The 15,776-nt window shown below is 62.2% G+C and carries 12 protein-coding genes; 1 reads left to right on the top strand and 11 read right to left on the bottom strand.

Annotation, left to right across the window (positions count from 1 at the left end):
- Positions 1-135: 135 nt before the first annotated feature.
- On the top strand, positions 136-315 hold the full coding sequence (locus tag ACU688_RS15275; RefSeq protein WP_017739136.1) for a hypothetical protein: 180 nt from the start codon (positions 136-138) through the stop codon (positions 313-315).
- A gap of 140 nt (positions 316-455) precedes the next feature.
- On the opposite strand, the gene ACU688_RS15270 is transcribed toward ACU688_RS15275, so the two are convergent.
- The 11 genes from ACU688_RS15270 to ACU688_RS15220 all read right to left on the bottom strand — a co-directional run bounded on the left by ACU688_RS15270 (position 456) and on the right by ACU688_RS15220 (position 15,385).
- The gene (locus tag ACU688_RS15270) at positions 456-1,049 is read right to left on the bottom strand and encodes a glutathione S-transferase (RefSeq protein ID WP_448185417.1); all 594 of its coding nucleotides are present in this window, start codon (positions 1,047-1,049) and stop codon (positions 456-458) included.
- Positions 1,046-4,684, bottom strand: a complete 3,639-nt coding sequence (locus tag ACU688_RS15265; protein WP_448185416.1) for an AAA family ATPase — start codon at positions 4,682-4,684, stop codon at positions 1,046-1,048. The genes ACU688_RS15270 and ACU688_RS15265 overlap by 4 nt, the downstream gene beginning before the upstream one ends.
- On the bottom strand, positions 4,681-5,922 hold the full coding sequence (locus ACU688_RS15260) for an exonuclease SbcCD subunit D C-terminal domain-containing protein (RefSeq protein ID WP_448185415.1): 1,242 nt from the start codon (positions 5,920-5,922) through the stop codon (positions 4,681-4,683). The genes ACU688_RS15265 and ACU688_RS15260 overlap by 4 nt, the downstream gene beginning before the upstream one ends.
- A 197-nt stretch (positions 5,923-6,119) precedes the next feature.
- Positions 6,120-7,760: a BatD family protein gene (locus ACU688_RS15255; RefSeq protein WP_448185414.1), complete on the bottom strand. Its 1,641-nt coding sequence runs from the start codon at positions 7,758-7,760 to the stop codon at positions 6,120-6,122.
- On the bottom strand, positions 7,757-9,496 hold the full coding sequence (locus ACU688_RS15250; RefSeq protein WP_448185413.1) for a tetratricopeptide repeat protein: 1,740 nt from the start codon (positions 9,494-9,496) through the stop codon (positions 7,757-7,759). The genes ACU688_RS15255 and ACU688_RS15250 overlap by 4 nt, the downstream gene beginning before the upstream one ends.
- Positions 9,493-10,581 carry a vWA domain-containing protein gene (locus ACU688_RS15245; protein ID WP_448185412.1) on the bottom strand — a complete coding sequence of 363 codons (1,089 nt, stop codon included), beginning with the start codon at positions 10,579-10,581 and terminating at the stop codon, positions 9,493-9,495. The genes ACU688_RS15250 and ACU688_RS15245 overlap by 4 nt, the downstream gene beginning before the upstream one ends.
- Positions 10,574-11,068, bottom strand: coding sequence for a DUF4381 domain-containing protein (locus tag ACU688_RS15240; RefSeq protein ID WP_448185411.1), 495 nt, complete (start codon positions 11,066-11,068; stop codon positions 10,574-10,576). The genes ACU688_RS15245 and ACU688_RS15240 overlap by 8 nt, the downstream gene beginning before the upstream one ends.
- Positions 11,065-11,997: a DUF58 domain-containing protein gene (locus ACU688_RS15235; RefSeq protein ID WP_017739128.1), complete on the bottom strand. Its 933-nt coding sequence runs from the start codon at positions 11,995-11,997 to the stop codon at positions 11,065-11,067. The genes ACU688_RS15240 and ACU688_RS15235 overlap by 4 nt, the downstream gene beginning before the upstream one ends.
- Positions 11,998-12,002: 5 nt before the next feature.
- Positions 12,003-12,962, bottom strand: a complete 960-nt coding sequence (locus ACU688_RS15230; protein ID WP_017739127.1) for an AAA family ATPase — start codon at positions 12,960-12,962, stop codon at positions 12,003-12,005.
- 279 nt (positions 12,963-13,241) lie between these two features.
- The gene (locus tag ACU688_RS15225) at positions 13,242-13,592 is read right to left on the bottom strand and encodes a hypothetical protein (protein ID WP_448185410.1); all 351 of its coding nucleotides are present in this window, start codon (positions 13,590-13,592) and stop codon (positions 13,242-13,244) included.
- Positions 13,593-13,711: 119 nt separating this feature from the next.
- Positions 13,712-15,385, bottom strand: a complete 1,674-nt coding sequence (locus ACU688_RS15220) for a dermonecrotic toxin domain-containing protein (RefSeq protein ID WP_448185409.1) — start codon at positions 15,383-15,385, stop codon at positions 13,712-13,714.
- Positions 15,386-15,776 lie beyond the last annotated feature (391 nt).

Here is a 15,776-nt window from a genome sequence, read left to right as displayed (position 1 = left end):
GGGCCTGAGCCTTTCTATTAATTGCAGTGATAACGGCTACTGTTTCAAAGCATTTCTAAGGTTCAACCCTCGGGCGTAAGTTTGGTTCCAAGGCCTTCCCGGCCACCCAACCAAACGAACACAAGGGTTACCGCCATGAATTTCAATCTCTTCTCGATCATCGCCGCTTCCGCCGTTTCCGCCACCGTGGCCCTGCCGGCTGCCGCCAGCGTGGAACTCACCGGCAAAAAATCCAGCACCAGCGCCTACACCCAGAAATACCTGCAACAGAGCGCGAACTTCTATGCCGCCCTGGATCACAAAGCCCAGCACTGATTCAGAAGCTTATGAGGTCAAATGTGGGAGCTGGCTTGCCTGCGATAGCATCAACTCGCTACCACTGATTCACCGAGGTGTCTGCATCGCAGGCAAGCCAGCTCCCACAGGACCATTCACACATTTGGATTGTGTTGCTTTCAAGCCTTTGCCATGACTGCAACAAAGAGCGGCGAATCCAGGAAACGCTGCAACCAACCCTGCAACCGTTTATACGATGTACCGGCAAACCACACTCGATCCACATGGGCAAACTGGCGCACAAACGGTGCCAGTGCAGCATCCGCCAGGGTCAGGTGGTTGGCCAGCAGGTAATCCCGCTCGGCCAACAACCCCTCCAACTTCTGCAAGAACACTTCGCCCTCGGCCCGATAATCTTCCATCGACTGTTCCGGGTAACGTTCGGCGTACTTGTATCGATTCAAGTGATGCTTGAAGCCCTGATCGTTCTCTGCAATCAACCCCAGGACTGCCGGATCACCCTGCAGCAACCAGTCGTCAGGATCGTTCTGGGCCAGTGCCCATTGCATGATCTCCAGGCTCTCTTCAATCACCCGCCCGTCAACGCTCAACACCGGCACCGTGCCCTTGGGCGATAGCGCCAGCATCTCGGCCGGCTTGGCCTTGAGGCTGACCTCGACGATACGCACCGGCACGCCGGCGTAACGCAATGCCAACCGCGCGCGCATCGCGTAGGGACAGCGGCGAAACGAATACAGCAGCGCTTCGCTCACTTGACCTCCAGGGTGCTCAAGCCGTTGCCCTGGCGCTTGACCTGGATCTGCACCGGGATGCGTTCGTGCATTTCCTGCACGTGGGAGATCACCGCCACCTTGCGGCCCTGGGCCTGCAAGCCGTCCAACGCGTCCATGGCCAGTTGCAGGGATTCGGGATCGAGGCTGCCGAAACCTTCGTCGATAAACAGCGACTCGATCTTCAACGTACTCGATGCCATCGACGCCAGGCCCAAGGCAAGTGCCAGCGACACGAGGAAGGTCTCGCCGCCAGACAGCGAGTGCACCGAGCGCAGTTCATCGCCCATTTCCGTGTCCAGCACCAGCAGGCCCAGCATGCTGCCACCGCGCTTGAGGCGGTAGCGGCGCACCAGTTGGCGCAGTTGCACGTTGGCGTGGTGCACCAGCAGGTCGAGGTTGTAGGCCTGGGCGATCTTGCGGAACTTGTCGCCGCTGGCCGAACCGATCAACGCTTCCAGACGCGCCCAACGCTGCCATTCTTCATAGGCTTTGGCGGTGGTGAGTGCCAGGGTGTGGTTGGCGTCCTGGCGGCGCTGGTCTTCGGACTGACGCGCGCGCAGTTCGGCAACAGCTTTCTCGCCATCGGCCAATTGCTGGTGCAACGCGGCCAGGGTGCTGGCCAATGCCTCGGCGTCGAGGTTGCCGTTATGCAAGGCCTGGTGCTGGGCCAGCAGGTGTTCGCGTTCTTGCAGCAGGACCTGGGCTTGTTCGACGGCTTTTTCGCTGTGCTGCAGCTGTTGGCGCAGCGCGCTGACCTGCGTCTCATCAAAGGCCAGCAGACGGTTGAGGCCGCTGTCGTCCAACTCGGGATGCAGGGCACGCCATTCGCTGATGCGGGTGTCGAGGTGCTGTTGCTCGGCGTGCAGCGCGGTTTGGCGTTCCTGTTGGACCTTGAGGTCGGCGGCCAGTTGCACCAACCCATTGCGGGTGTCCTGCAATTGCTGGCTGGCATCGGTCTCGCTTTGGCGCGACTGGGTCACGGCCTGGTCCAGGTGCTGCTGCCAGTGTTCGGCGCTGGCGTGTTCGCCCAGCAGGGCGCTGAGAGTTGCCTGGGCGGCCTGTTGCTGGGAGGCCAGTTCGCTGACCTGCACCCGCAAGCCATCGAGCTGCTGCTGGCGATGTTGCTGGTGGGTCTGTTGTTTCTCGATGGCCTGTTGGCGTTCCTGTTGCTCGGCCAGTTCATCGCGTTGATGGCCCAGTTGTTCAAGACGCTGGCTGACCTGTTGGTCCAGTTGCATGAAGGTGGCCGCAGGCTCCTTGCGCAAACCGTCGAGGGTGTCGGCGGGCAACAGGCTGGCGAACGCGTTGAGCTCTTCGTCCAGGCGCTCGCGGTCGCTGGACAACTCCCGTTGCTGGTCCACCAGCAATTGCCGGGCCTGGTGGCTGGCGTCCTGGGCGGCTTGCAGTTGTTGCTGCAAACGCCCGGCGTTTTGTTGCAGGTTGAGCAGGGCGCCTTGGCGTTGTTCGTCCTGGCTGATGCTTTGGCTCAATTGGCCGAGCTGCTGAGCCAGCCAGTCGCTGCGCTTGGTTGCATCCTGGTTGAACAGTGACGCGGCTAACGGATGGGCATCCAGGCTGGGGGCCAGGGCTTGCTGTTGCGTGGCCAGATGCTCCTGCTGTTGCAGGAATTCTTTCTGCTGGGCGATCAAGCCGCCAACTTCGCCGCGCAGCTCGTTGAGCTTTTCCTTGAGGGTGTCGACGGCTTTCTGCGCCGCCGCCTCTTCGTTGTCGTCATGGCGGCCGAGGCTTTGCAGCAGGGCTTCGGGCTGGTGATACGGATGTTCATGGCTGCCGCACACCGGGCAGGGCTGGTCATCCTGCAACTGTTCGCGTAACTCCTCGACACTGGCACTGCGGGCCAGGCGTTGGCGTTCCAGCAGTTGCTTGGTCACCGCCAGGGTTTGTTCGGCAACGGTCAGTTCGGCCTTGGTTTGCAGGCCTGTTTGGTTCAGTTGTTCGCGTTGCTGCTGCGCATCGGCCAGTTTTTGCGTGAGTGCGGTCGACTGTTGATCCAGCTGTCGTTGGTTGTCCCATAGGCGCGTAAGGTCTTCAAACGCCCGTTGTTGCTTGCGATTGTCTTGCAGCAGGCTGGCAAGCAACTGGATTTGCTCGGCCACGGCATGGGGTTCGGCGCCGGCTTCCTGGTACAGCAGGTCGAGGGCTTCGCGCTGCTGGGTGAAGCGTTCGGCGGCGGTGGTGGCGCGTTCTTCCAGCTGGGGCAGCTCGGCCTGGCCTTTGTTCAGGCGATTACCGATCAGCATCAGGTGTTGCAGGCGCTCGCGGTAAACGGTCCAGGCATCGCTCAACGGGGCGAGGGCGGCGCTGCGTTCAAGGCCGGTGGCCAGGCGTTGCAGGCGTTCGGCGACCTGGGTTTGTTTTTCCAACAAACCTGTAAGCAGGGCCTGGCCTTCGGTGCAGGCCGTTTCGTGTTGCTGCTTGTCGTCCACCCGCTTGGCCAGGTCCTTGGTCAAGTGGGCGAGGGTGCTTTGTGCTTCGAATGCCTGGCGCAGCAAGGGCACGGCGTCGCCCTGGTTTTTCAGGGCGTCGGCGAGGGCGGTGTGCGCTGTTGCCTGCTGTTGCTGGGCCTGTTCCTGGCGGGCATTGAGCGTGGCCTGCTGTTCGATATGGTGCTGGATCTGCGCGGCCAGCGGCGACAGCAGATTGCCCAGTTCAGCCTGGCGCGCGAAGTGATGACGTTGCGGCGCCAACTGGTCCAGACGGCTCAGGTCCTGGCGCTGTTGGCCTTGGCTGGCCCAATCGGCCTGGGCGCGCTGGAGTTGTTCGGTCGCGCTGAGTTGGCGCTCCTGCCATTCGCGCAACTCCTTGAGCCAGGCTTGTTGCGCCTCCAGTTGCTTGAGTTGGGCTTGCTGGGTCTTGAGCTGTTGTTGCGCGTCATCGAATTGCTGATCCAATTCAGCGCGCGCCTCGGCGGCCAGGGGCACAACGCCAGTGGCCTGGTCTTGCAACTGGCGGTGGGCGTCCTTGGCTTCCTTGGCCTTGTCGAACGCACGGCGCCCGAGCTGGGTGTACAGCGCTGTGTCGGTGAGTTTTTCCAGCAATTCGCTGCGTTCGTTGTCGTTGGCCTTGAGGAATGCACTGAATTCGCTCTGGGCCAGCAATACCGCGCGGGTGAACTGTTCGAAGTTGAGGCCCAGGGCCAGTTCCAACTGGGTCTTGTATTCGGTCTTCTGACTGGCCAGCAACTGGTCGCTGTCCAGGTCGATCAGGCTTTGGCGGCTGTTTTGCAACTTGCCGCTGGCCTTGTCGCGGGCACGGTTGGCTTCCCAGCGCGCGCGGTAGCGCCGGCCGTTGACGCCGACGAAATCCACTTCGGCATAACCGCCACCGGTGCCGCGTCGCAGCAGGGTGCGCGGGTCGCCGATGGAAATATCGCTGTCGGCGTCGGGCATTTTCGCCTGGCCGGTGTCGCCCAGGCGCGGCACGGCGCCAAACAACGCCAGGCACAGCGCATCGAGCAGGGTGCTTTTACCGGCGCCGGTCGGCCCGGTAATGGCGAACAAACCGGCACTGGCCAGCGGCTCGGCGGTAAAGTCGATTTCAAACGGGCCGGCCAGGGAGGCCAGGTTTTTCAGGCGGATGGCGAGGATTTTCATGCTTGTTCCTCCGCGTGTTGCACTTCGTGGAGCAGCACGGCGAAGTCCTTCAAGGTCTGTTCATCCACTTCACTGCCGTAACTGTCCTGCCAGGCGCGGCTGAACAGTTCCTGGGGGGTGAGTTGGTCGAGTTCGATCAGGCGCGCTTCGCCTTCTTCCTCACGCGCGCCGTTGCCGGCGTATTCGGCAGCGATGCGCACCAGGCGCACGGCCTTGCCTTGCAGGGCGGTTTCGATTTGCTGGCGCAGGTCCGGCTGGGGCTCGTCGAGGCGCACGCGCACTTCCAGCCAGGGGTGGCGCTGGGTTTCGGCGAGCAGGTCGATGTCGGGCAGCTCGGCCAATGTCTTGAGGATATCGGCCAGGGGCGCGGCCTCCAGGCGTTGCAGGTCGACCGAGCGGGGGATCAGCAGCGGTTCGACGCTCACCAGGGCTTGACCCTGGAAGGTCACGTCGAGGATCTGGTGCTTGTAGTTGATTTCGGAGAACGACAGCGGAATCGGCGAGCCGCTGTAGCGGATGCGTTCCTCACCGTTGACCTTTTGCGGCTTGTGCAAATGGCCGAGGGCAACGTAGCCGACACTTCTATCGAACAGGTTGGCCGGCAGCGCCTCGGCATTACCGATGATCAGGCTGCGCTCGGAGTCTTCCGACACCGAACCACCGGCCATGTGCGCATGGCTGATGGCGATCAGCGCTTGGCCTTTTTTGCGCTTGGCGTTGGCGGCCGCGATCAGCTGTTCATGTACTTGGCCAATGCCGCGCAGATAATCGTCACCCAGCTGTGCGCCGGTGACTTCCGCCGGGCGCAGAAACGGCAGCGCCAGGCACCAGGCGGCGATCTTGCCCTTGGCATCCGGCAGCGGGATCAGCAGGCGTTCGGCATCCAGTTGGCCGTCATCCAGCCACAGCACGCGACCGAGGGCATGGGTGCGCAGGCGCCGCATCAACGGCGCGGGCAATTCGATGCGCGAGCCGGAGTCGTGGTTGCCGGCGATCATCACGATGGTGAGGTTGGGGTTTTGTTCGTGGGCGCTGATGATGAAGTCATACAGGCGCTCCTGGGCCTTGAGCGGCGGGTTGACCGTGTCGAAGATATCACCGGCGATCAGCAGCGCATCCGGGTGCTGGGTTTTCAGTTGGCCGAGCAGCCAGTCGAGGAAACAGGCGTGTTCGTAATCGCGTTCCTGGCCATGCAGGTTTTGCCCAAGGTGCCAGTCGGAGGTGTGGAACAGACGCAAGGCGAACTCCCTGGAGAAGATGAAAAGGAGGGGAGTTTACCCGGAATGTGAACTTGTCGCCCCTGTGGTAGCTGGCTTGTGTGGGAGCTGGCTTGCCTGCGATGCAGGCGCCTCGGTTTGTCAGCGATACCGAAGTGATGCTATCGCAGGCAAGCCAGCTCCCACAGGGGATTGTGGTGTTTTTGGGGGGAGCGTGATTACTTGGGATACAGCGGCGGCAGGCTGGTGGTGTCGGTGGTTGGGTCGGCTTCGCGTTCGGCCATTGGGATGGCTTTTACGGCGCGCCACAGTTCTTCGCCCAGCCAATACTGGCCGCTTTCGCTGTAGAGCGCGCCGTTCAAACCATCCAACGCATCGGACAGCGGGATAAACCGCGCAGCCATCTCGGCCAGGGTTTCCGGTTGCTGCCGCGCCCAGGCGTCGAGGGCCTGGCGCGTCGCCTGGGGGTCGTTGGCCTGGGTGGCGCGCTTGAGGTCGTCGAGCAGGGTGCGTGGGCTCGGGCCGGTTTGTGCGGCGCGCAGCACGGCGGGTTGCCGGCGTGCACGCCACCATAGGCCGAAGCCCAACAGGGTAGTGCAGGCGAGGATCAGGGTGCTCAGTTGCCACAACCACAGGCGGCTGTCGTCCGGCGCGGTGATGACGGTGGGTGTGGCAGGCGTATCCACCACCAGGCTTGGGTTGTTGGCCACCTGCAAGGTGCGCGCCGGCAGGCTGGTGCGTTCCAAGTGGTCTTCGTGGGTGTTCCACCACACCACTTCCACCGCCGGCAGTTCCAGTGGGCCGACGCGGTTGGGCACCAGGGCTTCGCGGTCTTCGCGGCTGCCGATCAGGCCACGGTCATTGGTCTGGTTGGCGAGCACCGGTTGGTCCGGGTAGCGGCGCAGGCCGTTGATCTCGCTGCTGGGCAGGGCCGGCAGTTGCGCGCTGGACAGGCCCTCGGCCTTGACTGTGAGGCTGCGGGTCAGGGAGTCGCCGATCTGCACATGCTCCGGCTCGGGGTTCCAGCTTTCGTCGAGGGTCAGGCTGCGCGCGGGCAGCCACGGTGTGTCGGCGGGGTACAGCTCCGGCTTGGGCTTGACTGTCAGTGGCAGCGGCGCGGAGCTGACGTGGATCAACTTACCGGGCTTGGTGCCTTGCAGGGTGTTTTCCTGGGGCGGGCGTGATTCCACCAGTGTGGCGCTGAAGGTCTGCGCCGGAATGTCCAGCACGCCGCTGTGTTGCGGGTAGATCGCATAGCGGGTTTCGATCACGCCGTGGCGAATGCTGTTGATGACTTTTTCGTAGGTGCGCGACTCGCCCAATTGCTCGACGCGAGCGTCGGCAATGCGCAATGGCGTGAGGCTGCTGTCGTCATACAGCGACACCGAGTGGTACACGCGCACCGTCAGCAGGGCCTGGGCCTGCACATACACGCTGCTTTGGTCGAGGTTGGCTTCGACAAACACCGGCGCCAGTTCGGCATTGGTGTTCTGGCTGGCGGTCTCGACCACTTGCAGGCTGATGGGCTGGGTCGAATATTCGCCCACTTGCAGCGGCGGGATCACCACGGTGCCGTTTTCCTTGGGCAGCAGGGTGATGATCCAGCGCGTGGTGGCGTGGTTATCGCCGCCCAGAGTGGTGAGTTGGTTGAGCTGGCGGGTGCCGCTTACTTCGAACTGCGCCTCCAGGGGCGACAGGTCGGGTTTGCCGAACTGGGTGACGTCGCTGGATTCCACCGTCAGTTCCACCGTTTCCCCGGAGTTGAGGCGGCTGCGGTCAACGCTGGCAACCAGGTTCGCCGCCTGGGCGTGGCCTGCCGATAACGCGAGCAGAAGCAGTAGGGTGGGGCGGCGGCTCATCGAGTCTTGTCCTGATGTTGTTGCTGTTCGTACCAGAATTTGCGGCGAAGCAGCTCGCCAGGGTTGTCGGGGATCTCCCGCAACCATTGTTCCAGGGCCTGGCGGTGTTCACCGTCGAGGCTGGCGTCGTTGGGGCGCAGCGGCGGGGTGGTGGTTTGCTCATCCCCCAGTTCGCTGCCCGGCACTTCGTTGCCACCGGGGTGGGGCGTGGCGCCGGTCTGTGTATCGCCGGTGCCGGCTTCGCCCTGGCCTTGGGACGATTGCTCGCCTCCCGTAGCGTTTTGTCCGCTGGCGCCCGGTTGCGCAGTTTGGCCGGGTTGGGTGGTTTCGTCATCTTCGTTTTTGGCCGGTTTTTCGGGCTCCGGCTGCGTTTGCTCCTGCATCAGGGATTCCAGCAGGGCTTTGTTTTTCAGCGCCGGTTGCAGGTCGGGTTGGGCTTCCAGGGCCTGTTCGTAGGCGTCGATCGCCGCTTCCAGTTCACCGGATCTGGCCAGCGCATTGCCTCGATTGTAGTGGGAGTAGGCGTCATTGCCTTCGGCAAAGCGTTTGATGGCTTCGGCGTAGTTGCCGGCTTCGTACAGCGCCACGCCTTGCCATTGCGGGTCTTGAAAGTGTTCGGCGGCTTCGGCGGGGCGTTTTTGCTTGAGCAGGTACTGGCCTTGCTGGTCGGGGCGCAGCCACAGGTCTTGCCACTCAAAGGCATAGCTGGGTTGTGGCGCGACCAGAAGCAACAGCGGCAGGCAGAATAACCAGCCGCGCCGCCCGGCACAGGCGGCCAGCAGCAGCAATGGCAGCAGCAGCCAGTAACCCTGGTCGGCCCAGGTGTCGAGGTGCAGGCGTTGGCCGTCGTCGCGCAATGCTTGCGGCGGGTCGAGCACGCCAAGCTGGCGCAGGTCTTTATCATCCAGGCGCGCGGCACGGTAGCGGCCGCCCATTTCGTTGGCGAAGGCCTTGAGGGTCGGGCTGTCGAGGCGCGGTACGAGGATCGCGCCCTGTTCGTCCTTGAGGAATTCGCCGCTTTCCTGGGTCACGGGCGTGCCTTCGCGGCTGCCGATGCCGAGGATCGACAGGCTCGGCGCCTGCGCGCTTTGCAGCAGCAGGCGAATGCCCTGGCGCTCCTGTTTGGACAGCGACGAGCCGATCAGCAGCAAGCGCCCTTGGCCGAGACCGCCACGCTTGAGCAGGTCGAGGGCTTTTTCCACCGCGAGGTCGGCTCGATGGCCCGCCTCGGGCATGATCGACGGGCGCAAGGCTTCCAGCAGGTTGCGGCTGGTGGCCAGGTCGTCGGACAGCGGCACCAGCGTGTGGGCGCTGCCGGCATACACGACGATGGCGGTCTGCGCGTCGCTGCGTGCCTGCAACAAGTCGTAGAGCTTGCGTCGCGCCTGTTCGAGGCGGTTGGGCGGGCTGTCGGTGGCGAGCATTTCCGGGGTCAGTTCCAGCAACACCACCAACGGATCGGAGGGTTTCTGGCTGGACTGTTCAACCCGCTGCCAGCTCGGCCCCAGCAGTGCCAGCACGGCCAACAGCCAGGCGATACCGAGCACCACCCACGGCGATTTGCTTTCGCGGCCGTTGCCACCACTGAGCAAGACGGCATGGAAGGCCGGCGGCAGGATCATCTGCCAGCGCCCGGCGCGTTTCTGCCGATGCCACAGTTGCCACAGCAGCCAGCCGAGCAACGGCAGCAGCAACAGCCACCAGGGACGGAACCAATGCGGCCACAGGTCGATCATCGCCGCCTCCGCAAACGCAGGCGTTGCAGGCGCTTGCGCCATTCGGGGTGCTGTTGCAGGAAAATCCCCTTGCTCGAAAGTTTGTTGAACAGCCGTTGCAGGGCATTGTTCGGCCAGCGTTCCTGGACCACCAGCAACAGGCTCAGGATCAACGCCAGGGCCAGCGGCCCGCTATACAGCGCCTGCGCGGGACGGGCCTGGGTCGGTTGTTGTTCGACCGGTTCGAGCTGGTCGAGGGTGTCCTTGATGGTTTGCAACTCTTCACCGTCGCGGGCGCGGAAGTATTGCCCGCCGGTGGCTTGGGCGATGGCCTTGAGCGCCGGCTCGTCGAGGTCCAGGCTCGGGTTGACGCCGAGGATGCCCAGGGAACCGGTTTGCTCGGGGTCGGCGCCAATGCCGATGGGGTAGATCTTCACGCCTTCTTCGGCGGCCAGGCGCGCGGCGGTGAGCGGGTCGATCTGCCCGGCGTTGTTGGCGCCGTCGGTCACCAGGATCAGCACGCGGCTTTGTGCCGGGCGCTGGCGCAAGCGTTTGAGGGCCAGGCCGATGGCATCGCCGATGGCGGTGTTTTTGCCGGCGATGCCGATGCGCGCTTCATCCAGCCAGGTGCGCACGGTGCGGCGGTCGAAGGTCAGCGGCGCTTGCAGGTAGGCCTGGCTGCCGAACAGGATCAGGCCGACGCGGTCGCCTTCGCGTTCTTCAAGGAAGTCGCCAAGCAGGTGTTTGACCAGGCTCAGGCGGCTGATGTCGTCGTCTTGCCAGTGCATATCGGGGAAATCCATGGAGCCGGACACGTCCACCGCCACCAGCAGGTCGCGGCCACTGGCGGCAATCGGCAGCGGTTCGCCAAGCCATTCCGGGCGGGCGGCGGCGCTCAGCAACAACAGCCACAGGACCACGAACGGCGCTTGCTGGCGCCAGCCCGGCAGGTTGACGCGGGCGCGGCGGCGGGCGAGGCTTTCGAGGTCGCTGAGGTAACTGACTTTCAATGCAGGCTCGCCGCTGTCGGCCACTGGCAGCACCAGGCGCATCAGCCAGGGCAATGGCAGCAGGGCGAAGATCCACGGCCAGGCGAACTCAAACATGTTTGCGAATCCAGGTGTCGACGGCCTGGGTCAGGCCGGCAATGGCCTTGTCGTCCAGTTTGCATTCGGGTTTATAGGCGCCTTCCACCAGCACCATCCAACGCGTAAGACCGGCAGCGGGGCAGCGGTTGTCGAGAAACGCCAGCCATTTGCGGCCGTTGAGGGTGTGGCTCTGGCTGTAGGGGTAGTCGTTGCGGCACAGGCGCTTGAGCAGGCCGTTGAGTTGTTGCAGCCAGGCACCGGCCGGGGCGCCGTCGTAGGGTTTGGGCATCAGCGCCAGTTCCGCCAGGGCGGCAATGCGCAACGGGTCCAGCGGTTGTTCGGCGCGGGCCACGGGGCGCCGCGCCGGCAGGAATCGACGCAGCGACCACAGTCCCCAGCCAAGCAGCGGGATCAGCAGCAACAACAGCCACCAGCCCGGCGCAGGCGGCCAGAAACCGATGGCCGGCGGGGCAATCAGCGGTTGCAGTTGGTCGAGGCTGCTCATTGCTTTTTCACCGGACGTTGCGGGTTGAGGTATTCACGCAGTTGCTCGACCATTTCGCTCTGGGTGCTCAAGGGCATCAGCAGCACCCGCAGTTTTTGCGCGAGCAATTCCCAGCGGGCGATGCGCGCCTCGGCCTGGGCTTTGTAGGCCTGGCGCAAGTCGTAGTTCAGCGTATCCAGCTCCAACAGCGCGCCGCGTTGGGCAAAACGCAGCAGCCCGGCGGCGGGCAGCGCGTGGTCCAGTGGGTCGGAGATCGGCAACAGCAGCAGGTCGCAATGCCGCGACAACAGGCTCAGTTGCTGCTCGGCACCTTCGGTGAGGGCGCGCTCGTCGCAGATCACAATCACCAGGCTGCCGGGGCGCAAGACTTCACGGCCACGACGCAGGGCCATGCCCAGCGCATCAGCTTCGGGATGGCTTTCGGTGTTCAGGCTCTGGTTGACGCGCACCAGGCGGTTGAGCAGTTGCAACAGGCTTTGCTTGCTGCGCCGGGGTTTGATTTCGTAGTGCTCGTTGTCGCCGAAGACCAGCCCGCCGACGCGGTCGTTGTGCCCCAGCGCGGCCCAGCCAATCAGGCTCGCCGCCTGGGCGGCCAGTACCGACTTGAACATCTGCCCCGAGCCGAAAAACAGCCGGCAGCTTTGCTCGACCATGATGAAGATCGGCCGCTCGCGCTCTTCATGGAACAACTTGGTGTGCGGCTCCTGGGTGCGCGCCGTGACGCGCCAGTCGATGGTGCGCACATCGTCGCCGGCCTGGTACACGCGCACCTGGTCGAAGTCGACGCCGCGCCCGCGCAGTTTGGAGTGGTGCAGGCCGATCAGCGGGCTGCGCTGGCTGGGCGTGGAAAACAGCTGCACTTCGCGTACGCGATGGCGCATCTCGATCAATTCGCTGAGGGTGACGCGGATGCCATCGCTTGCGTTCATGGGGTTCAAGCGACGGCAACGACGTCGAGAATGCGTTGCACCACGCGGTCCTGGTCAATGCCCGCAGCTTCGGCTTCGAACGACAAGATGATGCGATGGCGCAACACGTCGAACAGCACCGCCTGGATATCTTCCGGGCTCACGAAGTCCCGCCCGGCCAGCCAGGCATGGGCGCGGGCGCAGCGGTCGAGGGCGATGGAACCGCGGGGGCTGGCGCCGTAGGCGATCCATTCGGCCATCTCCGGGTCGAACTTGGCCGGGGTGCGCGTGGCCATGACCAGTTGCACCAGGTATTCCTCCACCGCGTCGGCCATGTACAGGCCGAGGATTTCCTTGCGGGCGGCGAAGATGGCTTGCTGGCTGACCCGGCGCTCGGGCTTGGTTTCACCGTTGAGCGCTTCGCCGCGGGCCTGTTGCAGGATGCGCCGTTCGACGGCGGCGTCGGGGAAGCCGATTTTCACGTGCATCAGGAAGCGGTCGAGCTGGGCTTCGGGTAGCGGGTAGGTGCCTTCCTGCTCGATGGGGTTTTGCGTGGCCATCACCAAAAACAGCGGCGACAGCTCGTAGGTGCTGCGCCCGACGCTGACCTGGCGCTCGGCCATGGCTTCGAGCAAGGCCGATTGCACCTTGGCCGGGGCGCGGTTGATTTCGTCCGCCAGCACCAGGTTGTGGAAGATCGGCCCTTGCTGGAACACGAAACTGCCGGTTTCCGGGCGATAGATCTCGGTGCCGGTAATGTCGGCGGGCAGCAGGTCGGGAGTGAACTGGATGCGATGGAACTGCGCCTCGATACCTTCGGCCAACTCCTTGATGGCCTTGGTCTTGGCCAGGCCCGGTGCGCCTTCTACCAGCATATGGCCGTCGGCGAGGAGGGCGATCAGCAGGCGATCGATGAGTTTTTCCTGGCCGAGAATCTGCGTAGAAAGAAAGGTTCGCAGCGCGAGCAGCGCTTCACGATGTTCCATCGATGACGGTTCCTGGAGAGGTGCGCCCTGGGGTCGAGTCAAAACGCCGGGCTAGGGAGGCTTACTTTAATGCATCGCGGGGTGTGGCGACTAACGACGTAATGGGTATTTTTGGCAAAACTTGTAGGAAATTTGTGTGGCGTGCGCAAGATAATGTGGGAGCTGTCGAGCTTTAGCGAGGCTGCGATGCAGGCGCTGCGGTACGACAGATTCACCGCAGTGATGCCTTCGCAGCCTCTCTAAAGCTCGACAGCTCCCACATTGGCTCTCTTGCACAGCTTAAATCCGGGTGAAGGTGCCGGTGCCTTTGAGGATGTTTTGCAGGGTTTCTTCCACTTCGGCCATGTCTGACGCAGCAGTCGCGTGGGTGATCTGCAGTTGGTCCTTGCCGCCCAGCGCGTCGGCGTCGCCGGCAGCCAGTTCCACCAGCAGGGTCGTGTCGCTCAGGGTGACCTTCAGTCCGTCCAGGGTCGATGGCTCGTAGTCCCAGGTCAGTTCCACTTCGTCTTCATCCGGGTAGCGGGTGAGCATGAACATTTCGCCATTGGTGCCGTGGCAGCAGAGCATGGCCATGTTGTCTTCTTCGTCATCGCAGGGAGTGGCGATCAGGTGAGCGGTGGTCATTTGCATGGGAAATCCTGTCAGGAAAGGCGTTACTTGCCGAAGAAAGTCGCTAATTCTGCCATTGCCAGCGCCACTGTGTGGTTTTTAGTCGCAACTGCGGTGTTGGCCGTCCCTGGCTTACGGCTTCAGGGCTTCAGAATGAAACCTCTGATGATTCGCGAAACGGGGGAAAAAGCCCGGCCCATGCCATCGCTGAGTATCGGCTTGGCGGTATTGAGTAGGCCTTTCAGGATTCGATCATCCGCGCCAGGGCGGGCATTGAGCTTGTCGTCTATGCCAATGGCGGTTTGTGTGACACCGAGGGCCACACTGGCCAAGGTCAATGCTATTCCGGCGGGAGCAAATGCAATGCCCAGGGGGGTAAGCAACAGCAAGCCGTAGGAGGCTGCCCTCACGCCTGCCATGATCTGGTTTTTCGTTACATCACTATTGAGCACAAACTGTTGGTGGGTCGCACTTTTGGTGGCCTTTTCCGTACGGTATTGCAGTTCCTCAAAAGGATCGGTGTTGACGAATTTGCCGTCGAACAGCCCACCTTCCTTCCAAAAGCCAAGTTCTTCTTGTGACTCTTTTGAAACCAGACTCTCTTTCAGCCGTTTGGACGTGACATCCATTCGTGCATCCAGGCCCACCCATTTTCCGTAATTGGGACGGTCCTCCGGACGGAAGTTGAACTTTAAAGCCTCGGCTTTGGCCGGGTCTTCCAGTTGCTTGCCCAGCCATCGGTTCATTTCCTCCGGCGAATTGAACCCCTTTAACGGAGGTGTGTACCCGGGGATGTACAGAAGTGTGCGGTGTGTTGTCTTGTCACGCGTGTAAAACATCCTTGATTCGAACCCATTGAACGTGAGGAATTTTGTTTCCAGGTTCGGATCGCTGACATAGGGCTGTTTCAGGTCGTCAGGCGTTGCGCTGAGGTAGGTTTTGTCGGGTGGCAGGCCTGCGACGCGCATGGCGATTTTTCGATCATCTTCGGTCAGTGATCCGTCATGGTGCTGTTCATGGGCCGCCTTCATGTACGCCGTCTTGGCCGCGCCGGCAAATTGGGTGCGGGTTTGGGGGCTCCAATATGTGTCCAGGTAGTTGTCGTAGGGCTTTTTATAGGCGTTGTCCCATACCATCTGCTTGAAGGCTTCAGGGTCCATGTGCATTTGGTTACTGACGTCATAGGTGTTGGGGGAGCCTGGATAGGGCTCCGTGTAAATTCCCTGGAACCAGGTGGTGTGCATTGCGTCTGGCGCTGGGAATGTACCATCGGCGCTCGGGGTCTCGTTGTGCCGAGACTTTTGATCTATCTCAAACGGTGGCGCGCCATCGTAATAGTTTTTTAAAGGGCTGCGATGGCCTGTGGTGAATGGCAAGCCATAGTCCTGGATATTGCGTCGCGCTGCCTCGGTCAGGGATATTTTCTGGACGATGTAACCTTTGTAGGGGGGCGCGGTACGGTGGTCATAGACGATTGTCACTAGAAACGTCTTATCGGGATCGATAGTAAACCCGAACTTTTCTTCGATATGTGCCTGCACCTGTTCCGAAGTGATTTCGTTTGGCGATTTGGGTGGCACGAAGTCGGTTATGGACTTCTCCAGTTTTTTATTGTGCTGCAATGGCGCTTTAAAGTAGGCCGGTGAAGCCCCCTCTGGCGTGAGCACTGCTTTTGCATGCGAGGCTTCAACCAAGGTATTCGGCCGTTCAGGGCGCTTGTAGGAACGGTCTGTGTTTTTGTCTGGCGTTGAACTGTCGGCGAGTAAGGGAAGCGCCGTTGTTGAAGGGGCGGAAGGCAGTGTAGTGATACTCATATAGACCTCATGCAGCGTAAGTAGAGATCTTCCTTGATGCGGGATAACCGCCCCATGAGTGATTTTTTTAGGCGCGTTGGTTCCCACATTTTTTCTGCATCGTCGTTTCTCGGGTTGCGCTTAGTGCAACCTCGACCTGCCTCCAGTTGACCGAATATGTCGCAGTGCAGCAAGCACCCGTCTTCCCACACTCGTTAAGCTGCGCAACGGATGTGCATCAGCCAGGCGCCCGACCTGCCCGTTGTACCGTCACTCGGCAGGGTGTACATCTTGTGGACGTTGTATGTGACCTGATCGTCTTGTCCAGCTTCACCCACCTGTCGCTTTGATTCGCTATGGTTAACCTGCGAACAGAGCCGGCGGTCTCCCCGCAAGGGGATAACACGCGACG

The organism is Pseudomonas acericola (SeqCode), from assembly GCF_053456465.1.
This window is presented reverse-complemented; position numbering and strand designations above follow the sequence as displayed.

Excerpts from the sequence above, each read along its gene's own strand:
- ACU688_RS15275 (WP_017739136.1), top strand. The coding sequence starts at position 136 with ATGAATTTCAATCTCTTCTCGATCATCGCCGCTTCCGCCGTTTCCGCC.
- ACU688_RS15265 (WP_448185416.1), bottom strand. The coding sequence starts at position 4,684 with ATGAAAATCCTCGCCATCCGCCTGAAAAACCTGGCCTCCCTGGCCGGC.
- ACU688_RS15255 (WP_448185414.1), bottom strand. The coding sequence starts at position 7,760 with ATGAGCCGCCGCCCCACCCTACTGCTTCTGCTCGCGTTATCGGCAGGC.
- ACU688_RS15250 (WP_448185413.1), bottom strand. The coding sequence starts at position 9,496 with ATGATCGACCTGTGGCCGCATTGGTTCCGTCCCTGGTGGCTGTTGCTG.
- ACU688_RS15245 (WP_448185412.1), bottom strand. The coding sequence starts at position 10,581 with ATGTTTGAGTTCGCCTGGCCGTGGATCTTCGCCCTGCTGCCATTGCCC.
- ACU688_RS15240 (WP_448185411.1), bottom strand. The coding sequence starts at position 11,068 with ATGAGCAGCCTCGACCAACTGCAACCGCTGATTGCCCCGCCGGCCATC.
- ACU688_RS15235 (WP_017739128.1), bottom strand. The coding sequence starts at position 11,997 with ATGAACGCAAGCGATGGCATCCGCGTCACCCTCAGCGAATTGATCGAG.
- ACU688_RS15230 (WP_017739127.1), bottom strand. The coding sequence starts at position 12,962 with ATGGAACATCGTGAAGCGCTGCTCGCGCTGCGAACCTTTCTTTCTACG.
- ACU688_RS15225 (WP_448185410.1), bottom strand. The coding sequence starts at position 13,592 with ATGCAAATGACCACCGCTCACCTGATCGCCACTCCCTGCGATGACGAA.
- ACU688_RS15220 (WP_448185409.1), bottom strand. The coding sequence starts at position 15,385 with ATGAGTATCACTACACTGCCTTCCGCCCCTTCAACAACGGCGCTTCCC.